The following is a 16151-nucleotide window of genomic DNA, read 5'->3' on the forward strand; positions in this document are numbered from 1 at the left end:
AGCCCGTAATGTGCACGCTTCGATGGGGATTTCCAAGGACGTGGCCACCGCCGACAACGTGACACCGGCGCACGCCACCAGCGCCTCCAGCAGCATATCCCCGGAACAGGCCTGGGTGCCGGGCCCACCCGTCGCGGGGTGCAGCCCGGCCTCGACCAGCGCCTTGCCGGTGGCCAGACTGCACGAGACCCCTTCGCCGACACGGCCCTCCGCCTTCAGCGTGACGAGGGCCGATTCCGGGGATTGCCGGTATTGCTCCTTGAGCGGTGCCTGGATGGAGCGGAGATCAGTCATGGCGGGTTTCTCTTGTTTGGGGAAGTGGGCAGGGCGCATTTGCCTGTGAGGCGAGGCTTCGCTGACTCAAACTGCACGGGGCGCTGCAGCCCCTTCTTGCCGCACTATAGCCTGAGCTGGTCTGCAGGCGGCACTTTGCCCGAAGCCATCCGCTAACTGACAATTTGAGCAGCCCTGCATTTAGTGCCGAAGGTTAGGATGGCCCGACAAGCTGTTGACGAAGCGGAAGCGGCGGCCGTTTGGCATAACAAAGAACGGCAGGGCCTTGGTGACGAGTTTGGAGCCGTAATGTGGCGGAAATTCGGTCGCTGTGCAGCCGCTGGTTATGTCTCGTCATCACCGAGCTCAGACATCCGCAGTAATTGGCTACTGCGACGCACAGTCAGGATGTCTACCTGTTCTTTGACACTGTAAATCACCCGATACGTTCCGAATATCAGCTCCCTGATACGTGGCGAGCCCACCTCAGGAACCATTCGCCCACTATTAGGAAAGTCGGCCAACCGCTCTACCGTGGAGAACAAGTCTTCCACCCACCGTACTGCAGCATCAGGGTTATCTCCTGCTATATACCGAGCTGTGTCCTCAACACGCTCCAGCGCAAGCGGGGACCAAACAATCTTCATGGGGCCAGTCTGCTCAGAACCCGAGTCTTCGCGTCTTCATGCGCAATACCTTCCCCGGAGGCAATCTGTTCTTCCGCCTTATAAACCTCTTCCAGGACCTCCAGACGCTCCTGCATCCTTTCATACTCGTGAACATCGACTAATACGGCAACTCCGCGACCTCTCTGCGTCAGCACCATAGGACGACGGGTTTCATGTATCTGCTTTACAAACGTGGCTACGCCTGCCCGGAATTCGGACAGCGGACGGATATCTTCATCGACACGAACCCTGGACATGGGGGGGGGGCCTCTGTACGTGTGTGTGTACATCCAAGAGTACGAGATCTCTTTAGGGCAGGCAAGATGTCTGACGAAAGAGACATGGCATCTAAGCATTTATCCGCCCGTGCGCAGCATGGCGGGTAAAAGCTGAGCCGCCCCACCCCAAATGGCCAAGGGGTCGGGTGTCCCCAACAGCTCATTCACCCCCAGCCCTTCGCCAGGCCCTTTCCCTGGCCTCATCCCGCTCCCCCTCACTCAACTCCGCCCCAATCGCCTCCACCAACCGCTCCCCATCCGGGTGCCCATTGGCCGCCGCCAGCCACGCCCAACTCGCGGCCTCCACCTTGTCTGCCTCATCCATGCCCTCGCCGGCGTAGTACATCTCCGCCAGCCAGGCCTGCATGGGGGCGTTGATCTGGGTGTCGGCCGAGCGGGCGCCCAGGTACAGGTAGTCCAGTGCCCGTTCCGGGTCGGGTTCAATACCAATGCCCTCCCGGTACATGCGCGCCAGGTAGTAACTGCCCATGTCCAGCCCTGCCTCCAGCGCGGCCTCGAAGTGGGCCTGGGCGCGTTCGGCCAGTTCGGTGTTGCCGCTGCCCACGACGTCGCTCAGCAGTACCGAGCCGATGCCCAGATGGGCCTCGTGGTGGCCGGCGTCGATGGCCACCTGAAACCAGTGTTCGGCGGTTGCCCGGTCCGGCGTCACCCAGTCCCCCTCCAGATAGGCCCAGGCCACGCGGGTGGCGTGGTCGGTGCGCCCGGCCTTTACGGCCCGTTCGTACCAGTCCAGCGCCTGGGGGCCGTCGGGGTCCATGCCCAAGCCCTCCTGGTGGAAGTAGCCCAGGTTCACCTTGGCGCGGGCGTTGCCGGCCTCGGCGGCGGATTCTAGCCATTTCAGGGCCTGGTCGTAGGCCTGACGGTTGGCGTGGGCCAGGCCGATCTCCCGTTGGCTTTCGGCGCTGTGGTCGGCGGCGGTGTCGGGTTGCCATTGGGGCGGGGCGTCCGCCAGGGCCGGGGTGGCGGTCAGGCCCAGGTTCAGGCCCAGGACCAGCAGGGAGGAGAGGAGCAGGGGGCGTGCGCGCATGGTGGGCACCTCTGAATGGGGATGAGTCTGGCGCGCATTCTAAGCCCCTGAATGGGCGCCCAATATGACAATTGCGTTACACGAGCGGGCGTTCGCGAAATTGTCACGAAAGCGTCATACCGGGCGCCTACCATCGCCGTCACTCCACCCACCACGGCGAGTACACACTTTAATCATGACGGACTCCCCCTCTGTGGCGGCGAGCGGCCAGCAGGGCCGCTATCTCCCCAGCGAAGAGCAGCGCAAGCGCTGGCGCCGGTGGCGCCACGTGAAGGATTGGTTCAGCAAGGGCAGCATCGCCACCTTCGGGGTGGGGGTGATTGTCGCGCTGGGGCTCATCTTTGTGTATCTCTTCTCCGAGACCCTGCCTATTTTCGGTGACCCGGATATCCGCCCGGTGTCCACCTACGAGGCCCCCGGGGGTGTCGACGGCGGCCGCACGCTGCACACGGCCATGGAGCGCTACCGCGAGGTGGCGGTGCGCTTCACGGAGGAGGGCGATGTCTTCTTCTTCCGCCCCGACAACGGCGAGTTGCTGGACGAGTACCGGCTGAACCGTCCCGAGGGGGTGGAGGTGCGCAGCTTCGATGTGGCCGAGGCGCGCACGCGGCTGGTGGGTTATGGCCTGTCGGACGGCACGGCCATCATGGCCCGCCACGATTACGATGTGAGCTACCCGGAGGGTCAGCGCACCATCACCCCGAAGGTCACCTACCCGGAAGGCGAGGGCGAGCCCCTGGCCGTGTTCGAGGAAGAGGGCCTGCCGCTGGACGCCATCGCCGTGCAGCGGGGCCGGCGGGGCAGCGCGGTGGTAGGGGCCAACAACGAGGCCGAGGCGCTGCGCCTTGTCCTGTTCGAGGAGACCACCGACTTCCTGACCGGCGAGGCCACGGTGGAGCGCAAGGTCTACGAGCTGCCCTGGCCCGAGGCCGGCGTGGAGGTGACGCAGATCCTGCTCGACACCACCATGCGCAACCTCTTCGTGGGGGGCGCGGACGGGCGGCTGCACTTTTTCGATGTCTCCAACCTGAACCGCCCGGAACTCATCAGCAGCCAGCGGGCCATCACCGGCGAGGGTGCCCAGGTGACGGCCATGGACTTCCTGCTGGGCGCGGCCTCGATGATCGTTGGCGGGTCGGAAGGCTCGGTGAGCCAGTGGATGGTCACCCGCGCCGAGGACCGCAGTCGCAGCCTGACCGAGGTCCGCAACTTCGATGCCCACGCGGCACCGGTGTCGGTTATTGCGCCCGAGCACGGCCGCAAGGGCTTCGCGACGGGTGCGGATGACGGCACGGTGCAATTGGCCTACGCCACCTCCGACCGCACGCTCTCTCGCATTCGTCTGGAGGGCGCGGACCGGGTGGACGGGCTGGCCATGGCGCCGCGCCAGAACGCCATGCTGGCGGTGGGCGGCGACGGCACCTTCCACTTCCTGGCGGTGGACAACCCCCACCCGGAGGTCTCCTGGTCCGCCTTCTGGCAGAAGGTGTGGTACGAGGGGCGCAACAACCCCGCCTACGTCTGGCAGTCGTCGTCGGCCACCCAGGAGTTCGAGCCCAAGTTCTCGCTGGTGCCGCTGACGGTGGGCACATTGAAGGCGGCGTTCTACGCCATGCTCTTCTCCATTCCCATCGCGGTGCTGGGGGCCATCTACTCGGCCTATTTCATGGCGCCGAAGATGCGCCAGATCACCAAGCCGACCATCGAGATCATGGAGGCCCTGCCCACGGTTATCCTCGGCTTCCTGGCCGGGTTGTGGGCCGCGCCCTTCTTCGAGCGCAACCTGCCGGCGGTGTTCTCCATCATCGTCGTCATGCCCATTGCCATGGTGTTCGCGGCTTATCTGTGGACGCGGGTACTGCCGGATGGCATCCGTCGTCTGGTGCCCGGCGGCTGGGAGGCGGCGCTGCTGATTCCGGTGGTGTTGCTGGTGGGCTGGCTGGGGGTCACCGCCAGTCCCTTCCTGGAGCTGGCCTTCTTTGGCGGTGACATGCGCCAGTGGCTCACGGATCAGGGCATTACCTACGACCAGCGCAACGCCCTGGTGGTGGGCGCGGCCATGGGCTTTGCGGTGATCCCGACCATCTATTCCATCTCGGAAGACGCGGTGTTCAACGTGCCCAAGCACCTGACCCAGGGCTCGCTGGCGCTGGGGGCGACGCCCTGGCAGGCGATGGCGACGGTGGTGCTGTTGACGGCCAGCCCGGGCATCTTCTCCGCGATCATGATCGGCTTCGGCCGCGCCGTGGGCGAGACCATGATCGTGCTGATGGCGACGGGGAACAGCCCGGTGGTCAATTTCAACATCTTCGAGGGCATGCGCACCCTCTCGGCGAACATCGCCGTGGAGATGGGCGAGGCGGCGGTGGGGGGCACCCACTACCGCATTCTGTTCCTGGCGGCGCTGGTGCTCTTCCTGATGACCTTCGTGGTCAACACGGCGGCGGAGATTGTGCGCCACCGCCTGCGCAAGAAGTACAGCACCCTGTGATCCGCGCGCGGACACGACGCCAACCCGGACAGCGAACGAGAGGAATGTGAAGCGATGCGCGACTGGTTCAAACGGGGCACGCCCTGGATCTGGCTCAACGCCGGCGCCGTGGCCATCTCCATCGTGGCGGTGGTGGGGCTGATTGGCCACATTGCCTGGAACGGCCTGCAGCACTTCTGGCCCACTAATGTGGTGGCCTTCGAGTACGCCGAGCCGGGTCGGGACGTGGAGCAGGTGCTGGGCGAGGTGGATGCCGCCGAGACCCTGACCGCGCCAGCGGCCCGGGAGCGGGGCTTTCAGGTGGAGGACGACGAGGCCCTGATCACCCGCTACCGCATCAAGCGCGGCAACCGCGACGTGGATAACCGCGACTTCGTCTGGTACGCCGGCCCCAACATGGGCGAGTGGACCTACCCCGAGGATGTGGTGGTGATGGAGCGCCGCCAGTGGGGCGATTTCATCGGCTACCTGCGCGAGGTGCGGGTGGACGGCGAGACGGAGGCCACCGGCGAGGCGGCCTGGGAACGCTTCGATGAGATCTTCCGCGAGAACCGCGACCGCATTCAGGAGATCGGCCGGATCGAGCGCATCGAGATCGGTGCGGTCAACGCCGAGATCGAGGAGCTGCGCTTGTCCCAGCGCCGGCTGGACATGGACGACACCCTGGCCGAGGAGGACCGGGCCGAGCAGGAGGCGGCCATTCAGGAAGAGCGCGACCGCTGGGAGGCGGAGTACGAAGTCCTGGTGGAGCGGCGCAACGAGCTGCTGAGCGAAGTGGCCCGGTTCGCCGTGGTGATGGAGACCGCCTCGGGTGAGGAGGTGGAGATTGCCATGGGCGATGTGGTGAAGCCCTGGCGGCCCAACGCCATGAGCGTGGGCGAGAAAATGCGCTTTTATGTGCGCGACTTCTGGGACTTTGTCAGCGGCTACCCCCGCGAGGCCAACACCGAGGGCGGCATCCTGCCGGCCATCTTCGGCACGGTGCTCATGACCATCGTCATGGCCATCTTCGTCACCCCCTTCGGTGTGCTGGCGGCCATCTACCTGCGCGAGTACGCCAAGCAGGGGCCGCTGACCCGCACCATCCGCATCGCGGTGAACAACCTGGCCGGGGTGCCTTCCATCGTGTTCGGGGTGTTCGGGCTGGGCTTCTTCGTCTACTTCGTCGGCGGGGGCGTGGACCAGCTCTTCTACAGCGAGCGGCTGCCGGCGCCCACCTTCGGCAAGGGCGGGGTGCTGTGGGCCTCGCTGACCCTGGCGCTGCTGACCCTGCCGGTGGTCATTGTGGCCACCGAGGAGGGGCTGTCCCGCATCCCCGGTTCCATCCGCCACGGGGCGCTGGCCCTGGGGGCCACCAAGAGCGAGATGCTCTGGCGCACGGTGGTGCCGCTGGCCACGCCGGCCATGATCACCGGCCTGATCCTGGCCGTGGCCCGGGCGGCGGGCGAGGTGGCGCCGTTGATGCTGGTGGGCGTGGTCAAGCTGGCCCCGCAACTGCCGGTGAGCGGCGACTTCCCCTTCGTGCACCTGGAGCGCAGCTTCATGCACCTGGGCTTCCACATTTTCGACGTGGGCTTCCAGAGCCCCAACGTGGAGGCGGGCCGGCCGCTGGTCTACGCCACCGCGCTGATCCTGCTGATGGTCATCGTGGTGCTGAACCTGACGGCCATTTCCATCCGCAACTACCTGCGTGAGCGCTACAAGGCGCAGAGCGACTGAACCCCGGCCACCGCCAAACGTCGGGCCGGAACGGCCTGCAACCGAACAGAGAGCACTGAACCATGGTGAGCGCGAACATGATTGAACAGCAACCGCACGGCGGCATGACCCACGGCTACAACGCCGAGGCACTGAAGAACAAGCCGCGTTCCGCACCGGCCAAAGCCAACGACACCTGCCTGGAGGTGAGCGACCTGAAGCTCTGGTACGGCGAAGACCAGGTGCTGAAGGGGGTGAACATGCAGATTCCCCGGGGGCAGATCACCGCCTTCATCGGTCCTTCTGGTTGCGGCAAGTCCACCCTGCTGCGCTGCTTCAACCGTATGAACGACCTGATCGACAGTTGCCGCATCGAGGGTCACATCCGCATCGACGGCGAGGACATCTACGACCGCCGGGTGGACATCCCCGAACTGCGCCGCCGGGTGGGCATGGTCTTCCAGAAGCCCAACCCCTTCCCCAAGTCCATCTACGAGAACGTGGCCTACGGCCTGCGCCTGCAGGGCGTGCGCAACCGGCGGGTGCTGGACGAGGTGGTGGAGCGATCCCTCAAGCGCGCCGCCCTCTGGGACGAGGTGAAGGACCGCCTGCACGAGAACGCCCTGGGCCTCAGTGGCGGCCAGCAGCAGCGTCTGGTCATCGCCCGCGCCGTGGCCGTGGAGCCCGAGGTGCTGCTGCTGGACGAACCGGCCTCCGCCCTGGACCCGCTGGCCACGCTGAAAATCGAAGAGCTGATGTTCGAGCTCAAGGACGAATACACCATCGCCATCGTCACCCACAACATGCAGCAGGCGGCCCGGGTCTCCGACTACACCGCCTTCATGTACCTGGGCGAATTGGTGGAGTTCAACGACACCGACACCCTGTTCACCACGCCGGCGAAGAAGCAGACCGAGGATTACATCACCGGGCGCTACGGCTGATCGGGCAGGGCAGGAAACCGCCCCGCAGCCCCTGACCACCCCGCCCAGCCAGCAGGCCAACCCAATCCCCCAAAGGGACAGTCAACACAGGTCGAACCACCATGGACAACAGCTTTTTCCAACAACACATCTCCCAACAGTTCAACGAAGAACTGGAAGACACCCTTCAGAAAGTCATGACCATGGGCGGCCTGGTTGAGCAACAACTCGCCGACGCCGTCGCCGCCCTGGTCGAAGGCGACAGCGCCAAGGCCGAACGGGTCGTCACCAGCGACTACCGGATCAACGACCTGGAAGTGGCCATCGACGACGAATGCAGCCACATCATCGCCCGTCGCCAGCCCACTGCCACCGACCTGCGCCTGCTTATTGCCGTTATCAAGGCCATCACTGACCTGGAGCGGATGGGCGACGAAGCCGAACGCATCGGCCGCATGGCCCTCCACCTGCTGGAGCGCGACCGCAACCACAGCCCCATCGACGAACTGGCCTCGCTGGGCGAACATGTCCGCCAGATGCTGCGCGGCGCCCTGGACGCCTTCGCCCGCATGGACTCCGACCAGGCTGTCCGCGTGGCCCAACAGGACATTCAGGCGGACAGCCAGTACGAACAGATCATGCGCGAGCTGATGAAGTACATGGCTGAAGAGCCGGCCTCCATCCCGCGCATCATGGACATCGTCTGGTCTGCCCGCGCCCTGGAGCGCATCGGCGACCGCTCCCGCAACATCTGCGAATACGTGGTCTACTGCGTGAAGGGCAAGGACGTGCGCCACACCAGCTTCGACCAGATGGCCGAGCAGGCCACCGGCGACCGGCGCTGAACGGCCGGGTCGGTCACGGGGGTGGGCTGCCCCGTGCTGAGCTAGAAAGTGCCACCGGTCCTGAAGTGGCGTGACCTTGTCAGATCGGCTGGGGAGATGCTGGTGGGTGTGAGCACGGTTTAGCGGTGATCCTGGGTGTCGAGGGTGAGGCGCATGCTGTCTCCCCCGCCGACGCCGACCCGCACTTCGAGGTTGATCTCGGCGGTGGTGAGGGTCTTCCACTGCCGGGCCTCCCGGTGGGCTTGCCCCCGACGGTAGTTGCGCTCGATGGCCTGGTAGCGGGGCAGGCGCGCGAGCAGCCCTTCGGGTGGCTGCCACAGCAGGCGGCAGTGGTTGTGGGCGGCAAGGCCGGTGCCGGCTGCGTCCATGCGACACTTCTCCCTAAAAGCCGTACTTGGGCGGGAAGTAGGACAACGGTGGATCGCGGTTCAGCCAGTCCTCGGCCAGTTTCTCGGCCTGGGCGATTTCTTCGTCGGTGAGCAGATCGGGAAACTCTTCCAGGTACCATTTGGCGTTCTGGTGTCGAGTTTCTTCGTAAACGGCGCGGAGTATCGCCCAGCCCTTGATCGGATCGTTGTCCTCCGGGCAATAAGACAGATCTTCGGGAGCGAGATGGCAGCCACCGTAGGTAGTCCGGTTCTCTACATGGCCATGTTCAGATCCATGCACGACCCACTTCCAGGAGCCCTCCACATCGTCCTGCCGCCACAGATTGCCGGCAAGGTTGTTCATGGCCGGTGCATAGCCCTGCTCGGCGGCCTTGCGGAACCAGGGTTCGGCGGCTTTGACGTCTTCGAGCGGTGGCGGCCATTCGTCGGAGCGCTCCTGAGTGATGGTTCCCAGCCAATCCTGGGCTTCCGGGTTGCCGGCTTCGGCGGCACGCTCGAGCCAGTCCAGGGCTGTCCGGGGATCACCGAGCATGTTGTAGACATCGAAGAGGGTCGACATGGCCTCCGGATCGCCCTTCTCGGCTCTGGGCAGCTCTTGCTCAAGGGCCATATCGACCCAGCTGTCGTGGTCCTCGGGGCAGATGTCGGCGAGCTCGCAGATCATGCCCCACTCCAGCCTTAGCATGGCGTGGGGATCGCCCCCCTGGGCGGCGCTGTGGTACCAGTCGATGGCTTCTCGGGACATGCCGCGGTCCAGCAGACGGTTGGCCTCACCCAGATAGTACATGGCCTCGATATCGCCAGCTTCGGCAGCCGTCTCCAGGTATGGCTGCATTTCGATCCATTCATGGAGGCCCCACAGACGCATGCCTTCTTCCTTGGCCTGCTGCTCCTCGGACCCCAATATGGGTGTCGAGGGCCTTTCCTCATGCGCTGGGTGCGCTATCCCGGTCCAAAGCCCCAGGACCAGAATTACTACCATTACGTTCGTACGGGGCATCGCCAATTCCTCGCTCAATCCTGCTTCACCTATGCGGGCTTGCTGCGCCAAGCAAGGCATCTACTCGATGTGCCGGGGAAGCCACCCGGCCCTCTGTCTGTACTTCGACTGCATATCGGCCCGTTCGGGTGTCACATCGCCGCCCGCCATGAACGTGTCCAATCGTTCCCGATTGGCCGCATAGGCCTCGGCGTTCGCCTCGCTGGTGGGGCGCCCGTCGCGACCCATGCGGATCACGGCCTTCTCGAACAGCTTCTGTGCCGGGTTGGGGTCGTCGGCGGAGAAGGTGCGCTTCGATCCGTATACGCCGTCGCCCACGCCGGAGACGATCCATTGCAGGCAGTTGAGGATGGCCTGCTGGTGGAAGCGTCTTGATTCATCGGCGTTGTATTGTCGCCCCTCCACCTCGAAAGCCCTCGGCTCGCTGGTCAGGGTATCGAGCAGGGGCCCGAGGGCCTCGGGCGGGAGCTGGCGCACCCAGGCCCGCAGTTGTTGGGCCCGGCGGGTGTGAGCCTCCCGGGCCTCGGGGTCGTAGCGCAGTTCGGGCGGTTCTTCGGTGGCCAGCTCGTGGGCGATCCGGCTTGCCATGTCGCGGCGTCGGGTGAAGCGCTCGAACCACTGGCGGATGGTGTAGGTGGTGCGCAGCAGGAACAGGCTGGCGTCGACCAGGGTGACGGCGGACAGGTAGGCGAGCATGCTCATCTGCTCGAAGGCGTCTTCGTCGATCCAGTCGACCCGCTCGTAGCCGACATCGACCAGCGCCTGGTAGCGGGGCAGGCGCGCGAGCAAGTTGACGGGCGGCTGCCACAGCAGGCGGCAGTGGTTGTGAGCGGCGAGGCCGGTGCCGGCTGCGTCCATGCGATACTTTTCGCTAAAAACCGTATTTGGGCGGGAAATAGGACAATGGTGGGTCGCGGTTCAGCCAATCTTCGGCAAGTGCCTCGGCCTCGGCGATTTCTTCGTCGGTGAGTAGATCGGAAAACTCGTCCAAATACCATTCGGCGCCGTCATGACGGGTTTCTTCATATACGGCGTGGAGGATGGCCCAGCCTTTGATCGGGTCGTTGTCTCTCGGGCAATAGGGCCGATCTTCAGGTTTTAGATGGCACCGGCCATAGGTGACGCGGTTGTTCACATAGCCGTGCTCGGACCCCCGCACGACCCATTTCCAGGCGCTTTCTACCTCCTCCTGCCGCCAGAGATTACCGGCCAGGTTATCCATGGCCGGTGCATAGCCCTGTTCTGCAGCCTTGCGGAACCAGGGCTCGGCGGCTTTGACGTCTTCAAGCTTTGGCGGGAGCTCGCCAGAGCGGTTCTGAATGCTGCGCGCCCACCAGTCCTGGGCATGCGGGTTGCCGGCCTCGGCGGCTTTGCGCAGCCACTGTTCGGCCGTATCAGGCTGTTCGAGCACGGCGTAGATGGAACGCAGCGCAATCATCGCTTCGGTGTCGCCGGCTTCGGCTTTCGGGAGTTCCTGTTCCAGGGCCATTTTCACCCACGTGTCATGCTCCGCGGGGCAGATATCGGCCAGCTTGCAGATCATGCCCCACTCCAGCCTTAGCATCGCGTGGGGATCGCCCCCCAGGGCGGCGCGGTGGTACCAGTCGATGGCCTCGCGGGACATGCCGCGGTCCATGAAGCGGTGAATTTCGCCCAGGTAGTACATGGACTCGACATCGCCGGCCTCGGCCGCCTTCTCCAGATGAGGTATGGCCACGCTGCGCCAGCGGATGCCGTACAGGCGCATGCCTTCTTCCTTGGCCTGCTTAGCGGATTCACCAAGGGCACGCTCGGTGTTTGCGCTTGCCGGTATTGCCAAACTCCCCGCGGCGATCAGGAGCAGGGAAAGGCATATTGGGGTGAAAGTTCTGTTAGTGATAGACACGGGTTAATTTCCTGGGTTGGATAACTGACGACCGTTGTCTCTGCGGCACTCAGCTTCGTGGGGCAATGTGCCGCGAGAGCATTCGCACAGCACGCTTGTACCGTTCCCCAATTTCATCGGAACGGCCGCTGAGTGAAGCCCGAGGCATGAATTTATCCAGACGCCGTCGGTTCTCCTCATAGGCTTCGCGCTTCGACTCGCTGGTGGGCCGTCCATCCCGGCCCATGCGGATCACGGCCTTCTCGAACAGCTTCTGTGCCGGGTTGGGGTCGTCAGCGGAGAAGGTGCGCTTCGATCCGTATACGCCGTCGCCCACGCCGGAGACGATCCATTGCAGGCAGTTGAGGATGGCCTGCTGGTGGAATGCCAGTGCCTGTTCCGGCGAGTAGTCCTCGTCCCCCACCGAAAAGGCCCTTGGCTCGCTGGTCAGCGTGTCGAGCAGGGGGCCAAGGGCTTCGGGCGGGAGCTGGCGCACCCAGGCCCGCAGTTGCCGGACCCGGCGGGTGTGAGCCTCCCGGGCCTCGGGGTCGTAGCGCAGTTCGGGCGGTTCTTCGGTGGCCAGCTCGTGGGCGATCCGGCTGGCCATGTCGCGGCGGCGGGTGAAGCGCTCGAACCACTGGCGGATGCTGTAGGTGGTGCGCAGCAGGAACAGGCTGGCGTCGACCAGGGTCACGGCGGACAGGTAGGCGAGCATGCTCATCTGCTCGAAGGCGTCCTCGTCGATCCAGTCGACCCGCTCGTAGCCGACATCGACCAGGGCCTGGTGGAGCATGGTCAGCCACAGGTCCAGGTGGCGGGGGTCGAGGGTGAGGCGCACGCTGCCTCCGCCGCCGATACCGAGCACCAGGCGCAGGGAGGCGTGCAGCACGAACCGTCCGTTGTCCAGGCCGATCCGGAAGGCGGCGCCGCCGCCGACGCCGGCGCGCACTTCGGGGTTGATCTCGGCGGTGGTGAGCGTCTTCCACTGCCCGGCCTCCCGGTGGGCTTGACCCCCTCGGTAATTGGGCTCGATGGCCTGGTAGCGGGGCAGGCGCGCGAGCAGCCCTTTGGGCGGCTGCCACAGCAGGTGGCAGTGGTTGTGAGCGGCGAGACCGGTGCCGGCGAAGGCATCGATTTGCGCCTCGAGACCTTGTCGTTCTATCGGTGCCAGGCCGTTGACGGCCAGGCGGCCGCTGATGGTGTCGAGAGCGACGGTCCCCCCCAGGGCGACAGAGACGGCGGCATGGCCGTGGAGGACGGGCTCGATCCGGAGACAGTAACAGCCGATGGAATAGCTATCGGGATGGTCCGGCGGGCGCCCGAAGGGTAGGGCCACCGGTTCGGCCCGGTCCGGTTCGGGCAGATGGATGGCCCCCAGGGCGAGTTCGCCGCGCGCGAAGTCAAAGGCGTGTTGACCCTGAATCTGCACTCTGGTCGGCTCTCCGTCCTGTCCGCGGGCGATGGTGGCCGTGACGCCCCACTCGTCCAGTGCCAGGCTGGGCCCAATGGAGAGCTTCTGATCGCGGACGGTGTTGTCCGTGCTGGCGGTATCGGTGTGCCGAACCTGGACGCCCATACGGGCGCTGCTGTCGTCAGCGTCCGCATCCGCGCGCGCCATGGGTTTGGGCAGTCGCAGCCAGAGCGTGCCGTCGCCGAAGGCAGTGGGTTCACGTCGCTCGGGCTCGGCGTGCTCGCTGGCCAGCAGGCGCAGCAGCTGGGCCGGGCCGCTGGCGTCGAACAGGCGCATGGGGTGGTTGAGCGGGTCGGCGAACAGGATACGGCGCAGCCGCTCACCCCATTGCTGGCGCGCATCCTGATCGGCCAGACGCCGGATGACCAGACCCTGGCGGTCGAGGTCCTCGAAAAAGCGCTCTGGCTGGAACAGCCCGAGGCGGCCATCGTGCCAGTCGGGGTTCCAGTCGATGCGCTGGCAACCGCGCCGGCGGAGCCATCCGGCAAGCGCGGTGTCAGGCATCGAGCGGGGCGTGGCGAGGGCACGGCTGTCGTGTGCGTTGGAGGCGTCGCGCTGACGGGCGTAGTGCTCGCAGGTCTCGCCCAGCTGATGCAGGCTCAGGTGGTCGAGGGTGCGCGGGCGCCCGGGACTGGTGAATTCGCGCAGGGGAAAGTCGGCGCGCACCAGCCTGTGGATCGGGCGCGGTTGATAGGGTTGGGGCTTGCGGCTGTCGGCGGGTCCGAGGTCCCAGTGCAGAACACGCCTGGGGTGCGTGTGACTGAGCCGGCGCAGGGCCAGGCGGTGAATGCGGTCCAGGTCCTCAAGCAGTTGATCGAGGCGGGCCTGCTCGTCGGTGAACAGGAACACGGGGAGCGGGGTGCCGCGGGCGGTGCCCTGTTCCCACTCCCGCAGCCGGGTGTCCACCTCCTGCTGCAGTTGCCCCAGCGCCTGCAGGTCCTTGAAGTAGCGGGCCAGATGGTCGACCCCGTCGCAAAACCCGGCCTCGGGGTCCTCGGCCAGCGCGAACTCGGGGGTGGCGACGCCCAGGCCGGCGAGCTCTACGATGCTGTCGATGTAGTCCCGGTAGTCCTGCTCCAGCTGCACAATGGCGAACTCGATTACCTGGGCGATCTCGCATTGCGAGGCGGCCTCCGGTACCGGATCCCGGTCGCAGAGCTCGACATGCCGGCGGTACTGATCGAGGATCCGGTGCAGAGGCCGGGTCGGCGGCAGACCCTGATCCCGATCCAGGTGGGAGCGGACCGAGTCGAAGGCGAGGTCCCGGTGCTCGTGATAGCGCTGCAGGGCCTCGCGGATGCGGGTTTCGCCATCGCCATGGATGAGGCCACTGTCGACCACGTAACCTGCCGCTTCGGCCTTTTTCAGGCCGCGGTGGTAAAGCGCCTGCAGTTGTTCGAGGTGGTCGTTGCTCTCGCGGGTTTTCTCCTGCGCCTGCGCGTGCGTCCGCACGGCGGCGGGCATGGCGCCATCACCGGGCCAGTTTTGCGAGGTGCTCACGCTGTTGGACGCCTGAAAGGGCGCCTCGTCCACGACCCGTCGCAGCAGGGCGTCCGGGTCTTCGCCTTGCAATGCGGCGAGCCGTTGCAGGGTTTCGGTGAACTGCCGGCGGTCGTCCTCGGCGAGGAAGCTGACCGGATGGGCCGGGAGGAAGCTTTCCAGTACCCCGGCCTGCTCGGACAGCCGCCGGTTGCGCGCCTGGCGATCATCCATGGCGGCGATGTCGGCGAGCTCGTCGGCCGCGCCATGCATCGCCGCCGCGGCAGAGGCGTTGAGCAGCCAGAACTCGCCGGAGCCGGTCAGGTAGACGATGTTCTCCCACAGGTGGGTCGCGCAGATGGGGCGCGGGTCTTCGTGGAAGAGGTCGTCATCCGGTCCGCGCGGGCAGGCGGGCCAGGTCTCGGTCGGGATGGTAGCACTCATGCTCAAGCCTCCTTGCTTGTCACCACATGGGCGGGACGGGGTATGTCGGCAGATGCGGAGTCTGGCAGTCGGCGCCGCCATTCCCGGGGCTGGCGGATGCCCGCCTCACGAAGACGGCGAAGCTGTTCAAGTCGCTGCGGAGGGACATCCTCCAATGGGATGCCGAGCTCGCGGCCGAGCCACCATGCCAACGGGGCATCGTCCAGCGCCTGGCACTGCTCGCCGTCCAGCATGGCCGCACACTCCGCCACATGCGGTTCACTGCCGGTCCAGCAGTGCCAGCCGCCCGTGGGTGTCGGCGTATAGACCGCCCCGAGGATGTGCAGCCAGTGATCGAATTGGCTGGATGACGCCACGGCCAGCAACGCACTCCAGGCCTCCGGTCGCTGCAGTTGTACCAGCGACTGGCCGCCGCCGGCGTCGTCCAGCACGCTCAACCGCTGCAAAAGCTCGAGAGAGGGGGCCATGGCGTCACCGGATGGCAGCCACATCCAGCCAAGCCCCCGTTCCCGGCAAAGCGACTCGGCCTTTTCCAGGGCGGGGCTGTCCACGGCCAGCCACCCCACCCACGGGCCGTGCGCCGCCAGGGCCTCAAGTGTCGTGCCGGCGAACAGGGGCGTGATGCCGTCGGCACCGTCCAGGGTATAAAGGGCGCGTGTCTCCTCCGGGGCACGGCGCTGGTCGATGATGGCCCCGAACCGTCCTGCCTTCCCGGCATTCCCGGGCCTTTGGACGGCCTGCCCACGCTCTCCGACGCGTGTCAGCCATGCGTGCATGGGCAATCCTCCCTGGAACATTCACCGGACGCCTCGTCCCTGCCGCACAAGACCACCCGGGCTGCCTCGCTGCTTGCGTAGAGCTCGGGATCGGGGCCGATGCCTTGTACGGTTTTCGGGGGTGGCTCGGGCTGGACATGCCCCGGCAGTCCGGGCGCCTGCACCTGCTGCCCGCTGCCCGACCCGGGGCTGCCACCGGAGTTGATGCGGATGCTGGCCCCGCTGAGGGTGATGCCGGCCGGGTCGATCTTGATGAAGCTGCCCCCGGCCTGGAGGGTGATCTCGGCGCCGGCTTCGAGGACGGCCTTCTGGCCGGCCTTGAGGTGCAGTTCGCGGCCGCTTTCGCTGAGCCAGGCTTGGCCGGCCTTGAGGTGCAGGGTGCCCTCGACGGTGAGATGCTGATCGCCGGCGGTGCGCTCGCGCCGTTCGCCCTGGACGGTGAGGTGCGCATCGCCGCGCACCTCGGCCAGCCGGTCGCCGTGCACGGTGAGGTGGCTGTGGCGC

At 65.9% G+C, this 16151-nt stretch carries 14 protein-coding genes and 1 pseudogene; 4 read left to right on the forward strand and 11 right to left on the reverse strand.

The features are described from left to right. From DFR31_RS09855 to DFR31_RS09870, 4 genes are all read right to left on the reverse strand, one after another. The coding region (locus DFR31_RS09855; RefSeq protein WP_425452550.1) for an OsmC family protein at positions 1-294 on the reverse strand (294 nt) is incomplete at its 3' end. A 323-nt stretch (positions 295-617) separates the two neighbouring features. Further along, positions 618-920 (reverse strand): type II toxin-antitoxin system RelE/ParE family toxin, encoded by a 303-nt coding sequence (locus tag DFR31_RS09860; protein ID WP_121442499.1) that lies wholly within the window; start codon positions 918-920, stop codon positions 618-620. Then, positions 917-1198, reverse strand: a complete 282-nt coding sequence (locus DFR31_RS09865; RefSeq protein ID WP_121442500.1) for a type II toxin-antitoxin system Phd/YefM family antitoxin — start codon at positions 1196-1198, stop codon at positions 917-919. The genes DFR31_RS09860 and DFR31_RS09865 overlap by 4 nt, the downstream gene beginning before the upstream one ends. Before the next feature lie 181 nt (positions 1199-1379). Continuing rightward, a complete protein-coding gene (locus tag DFR31_RS09870) occupies positions 1380-2267 on the reverse strand; it encodes a tetratricopeptide repeat protein (RefSeq protein WP_121442501.1) in 888 nt (295 codons plus the stop codon). Positions 2268-2442: 175 nt separating this feature from the next. On the opposite strand from DFR31_RS09870, the gene DFR31_RS09875 reads away from it, so the two are divergent. From DFR31_RS09875 to phoU, 4 genes are all read left to right on the forward strand, one after another. Continuing rightward, complete coding sequence (locus DFR31_RS09875; protein WP_245971152.1) at positions 2443-4758, forward strand: ABC transporter permease subunit; 2316 nt, start codon at positions 2443-2445, stop codon at positions 4756-4758. Between the two features lie 54 nt (positions 4759-4812). Then, the gene (gene pstA / locus DFR31_RS09880) at positions 4813-6477 is read left to right on the forward strand and encodes a phosphate ABC transporter permease PstA (RefSeq protein ID WP_121442503.1); all 1665 of its coding nucleotides are present in this window, start codon (positions 4813-4815) and stop codon (positions 6475-6477) included. 62 nt (positions 6478-6539) lie between these two features. After that, positions 6540-7400: a phosphate ABC transporter ATP-binding protein PstB gene (gene pstB / locus DFR31_RS09885; protein WP_245971153.1), complete on the forward strand. Its 861-nt coding sequence runs from the start codon at positions 6540-6542 to the stop codon at positions 7398-7400. Between the two features lie 101 nt (positions 7401-7501). Next, entirely contained in the window at positions 7502-8224 is a 723-nt protein-coding gene (phoU, locus tag DFR31_RS09890; protein WP_121442504.1) for a phosphate signaling complex protein PhoU, read from the forward strand. A 119-nt stretch (positions 8225-8343) separates the two neighbouring features. Here phoU and DFR31_RS09895 read toward each other — a convergent pair whose 3' ends face one another. From DFR31_RS09895 to DFR31_RS09925, 7 genes and pseudogenes are all read right to left on the reverse strand, one after another. Next, the gene (locus DFR31_RS09895; RefSeq protein WP_245971154.1) at positions 8344-8592 is read right to left on the reverse strand and encodes a hypothetical protein; all 249 of its coding nucleotides are present in this window, start codon (positions 8590-8592) and stop codon (positions 8344-8346) included. Between the two features lie 13 nt (positions 8593-8605). Then, positions 8606-9481, reverse strand: coding sequence for a tetratricopeptide repeat protein (locus DFR31_RS09900; protein ID WP_245971155.1), 876 nt, complete (start codon positions 9479-9481; stop codon positions 8606-8608). A 192-nt stretch (positions 9482-9673) separates the two neighbouring features. Next, a complete protein-coding gene (locus DFR31_RS09905; protein ID WP_245971156.1) occupies positions 9674-10471 on the reverse strand; it encodes a hypothetical protein in 798 nt (265 codons plus the stop codon). A gap of 13 nt (positions 10472-10484) precedes the next feature. Continuing rightward, complete coding sequence (locus tag DFR31_RS09910) at positions 10485-11498, reverse strand: tetratricopeptide repeat protein (protein WP_245971157.1); 1014 nt, start codon at positions 11496-11498, stop codon at positions 10485-10487. Positions 11499-11547: 49 nt separating this feature from the next. Beyond that, entirely contained in the window at positions 11548-14871 is a 3324-nt protein-coding gene (locus DFR31_RS09915) for a hypothetical protein (protein WP_121442507.1), read from the reverse strand. A 2-nt stretch (positions 14872-14873) separates the two neighbouring features. Beyond that, positions 14874-15647, reverse strand: coding sequence for a DUF4123 domain-containing protein (locus DFR31_RS09920; protein ID WP_121442508.1), 774 nt, complete (start codon positions 15645-15647; stop codon positions 14874-14876). Then, positions 15632-16151: pseudogene (locus tag DFR31_RS09925) on the reverse strand (DUF2345 domain-containing protein); the annotation flags it as partial. The pseudogene DFR31_RS09925 and the gene DFR31_RS09920, both read right to left, overlap by 16 nt.

Source organism: Alkalispirillum mobile (assembly GCF_003664325.1).
In the GTDB taxonomy this organism is placed as follows: Bacteria; Pseudomonadota; Gammaproteobacteria; order Nitrococcales; family Halorhodospiraceae; genus Alkalilimnicola; species Alkalilimnicola mobilis.

Excerpts from the sequence above, each read along its gene's own strand:
- DFR31_RS09860 (WP_121442499.1), bottom strand. The coding sequence starts at position 920 with ATGAAGATTGTTTGGTCCCCGCTTGCGCTGGAGCGTGTTGAGGACACA.
- DFR31_RS09865 (WP_121442500.1), bottom strand. The coding sequence starts at position 1,198 with ATGTCCAGGGTTCGTGTCGATGAAGATATCCGTCCGCTGTCCGAATTC.
- DFR31_RS09870 (WP_121442501.1), bottom strand. The coding sequence starts at position 2,267 with ATGCGCGCACGCCCCCTGCTCCTCTCCTCCCTGCTGGTCCTGGGCCTG.
- DFR31_RS09875 (WP_245971152.1), top strand. The coding sequence starts at position 2,443 with ATGACGGACTCCCCCTCTGTGGCGGCGAGCGGCCAGCAGGGCCGCTAT.
- pstA (WP_121442503.1), top strand. The coding sequence starts at position 4,813 with ATGCGCGACTGGTTCAAACGGGGCACGCCCTGGATCTGGCTCAACGCC.
- pstB (WP_245971153.1), top strand. The coding sequence starts at position 6,540 with ATGGTGAGCGCGAACATGATTGAACAGCAACCGCACGGCGGCATGACC.
- phoU (WP_121442504.1), top strand. The coding sequence starts at position 7,502 with ATGGACAACAGCTTTTTCCAACAACACATCTCCCAACAGTTCAACGAA.
- DFR31_RS09895 (WP_245971154.1), bottom strand. The coding sequence starts at position 8,592 with ATGGACGCAGCCGGCACCGGCCTTGCCGCCCACAACCACTGCCGCCTG.
- DFR31_RS09900 (WP_245971155.1), bottom strand. The coding sequence starts at position 9,481 with ATGCGTCTGTGGGGCCTCCATGAATGGATCGAAATGCAGCCATACCTG.
- DFR31_RS09905 (WP_245971156.1), bottom strand. The coding sequence starts at position 10,471 with ATGGACGCAGCCGGCACCGGCCTCGCCGCTCACAACCACTGCCGCCTG.
- DFR31_RS09915 (WP_121442507.1), bottom strand. The coding sequence starts at position 14,871 with ATGAGTGCTACCATCCCGACCGAGACCTGGCCCGCCTGCCCGCGCGGA.
- DFR31_RS09920 (WP_121442508.1), bottom strand. The coding sequence starts at position 15,647 with ATGCACGCATGGCTGACACGCGTCGGAGAGCGTGGGCAGGCCGTCCAA.